At 43.4% G+C, this 1285-nt stretch carries 1 protein-coding gene and 1 pseudogene; one reads left to right on the forward strand and one right to left on the reverse strand.

The features are described from left to right. Window positions 1-202 (forward strand): annotated as a pseudogene (locus R8269_RS24745) (EamA family transporter); the annotation flags it as partial. Window positions 203-270: 68 nt separating this feature from the next. Here the strand turns inward: R8269_RS24745 and R8269_RS24750 are convergent. Continuing rightward, window positions 271-1098, reverse strand: coding sequence for an AraC family transcriptional regulator (locus tag R8269_RS24750; RefSeq protein WP_318222847.1), 828 nt, complete (start codon window positions 1096-1098; stop codon window positions 271-273). Window positions 1099-1285: the final 187 nt, after the last annotated feature.

Here is a 1285-nt window from a genome sequence, read left to right on the forward strand (position 1 = left end):
GTTGTTGCAACGCATGTCTGTGGTCGACTTTACGTTTGGTGGCATTGCCAACCCGATTGCAGGGATCGTCTCTGGGTTATTGCTGTTGGGTGAAAACTTTACCCCACTCCAATACAGCTTGATGGTGGGCATGATTGTGATGTCTTTACTGCCTCAAATTTTAACGTCGTTGCGCGCAAGAAAAGAAGTAATAACGGTTTAAGTAATCATCCCCCATCATATTCAAGAGAACGCCCGATTTTGTATCGGGCGTTTTGTTATTCAATACGATCAACTCGCTCTGAGCTGGGCTTGTTTTCGATAAGCAAGCGGTGTGGCACCATATTCTTTTCTGAAACAAGACCCAAAATAAGAAGCATGATTAAAACCACACAGCTCAGCTATTGCACTGACACTCGCGTCGCTGTTGCACACCATTTGTTGTGCTGTATCTAGTCGTGCAGCCTGCAGCACGTCAGTAAACGTCGTCCCTTCCTTGTTCAACTTTCTTTTTACCGTCGACTCACTCATGTAAACCAGTTTCGCAATTTCTTTAAGCGTCCACGGCTTCGTTAGATCTTTAGAAATCAGCGCGCGAATACGTGAAGACAACGAAGAATATGAACGAGTTTCTGCCTGACTGGCGCTCTGCTCAAAGTGCATCAACAAATACAAAAGCATGCTGTTGATATCGAGCAATTCATCGTTTGAACGGTTACCACAGCCCTTTTTCACCATTGCTTTTAATGCTGAGTAAATATCCACGATTCCCGGACGTAAAGTGAAACTCACCGCCACATTCCCCGAGAACACGCCATCGCAAAGCTCGCGGAAGTTCAACTGTTGATTGAGTTTCTCGATGAAACACGCAGCCAGTCTGAAACCCGAAATATTGGCATTTTCTACGAACGAATTGATGGCGAGTTGCCCTTTGAAATCCGCGCCAATAGCGACCAAACAAGGTGGGTCGATAAGCTGTTTAATGCCTTTAGAATCACATAACTCCAAAGCACAGTTATGGTTTAAGACAATGTAAAAATCCGTCGAGCTAATATCAAACTTTTGATTTATCGGACAGTGTTGCACCTGCCCGTCAAGAACCTCAATCAAAGCCTTCATTTACATTTCCAAAATGAGTGTCAACGCTATCTTGAAACGATATGAACAAAGTGCGTGAATGTTAGTTCTCGCGGTCAGAGAGTCAATTTGATATTTTTTAATCAGCGTTCAGAAATACTGAACGCTGAAATCGGTTAGCTAACCAGAGTAATTTCGACTCTTTCTTTTCCTTTACCAACGTTTTTAC

Source organism: Vibrio sp. Vb0667, assembly GCF_033391095.1.

Excerpts from the sequence above, each read along its gene's own strand:
- R8269_RS24750 (WP_318222847.1), bottom strand. The coding sequence starts at position 1,098 with ATGAAGGCTTTGATTGAGGTTCTTGACGGGCAGGTGCAACACTGTCCG.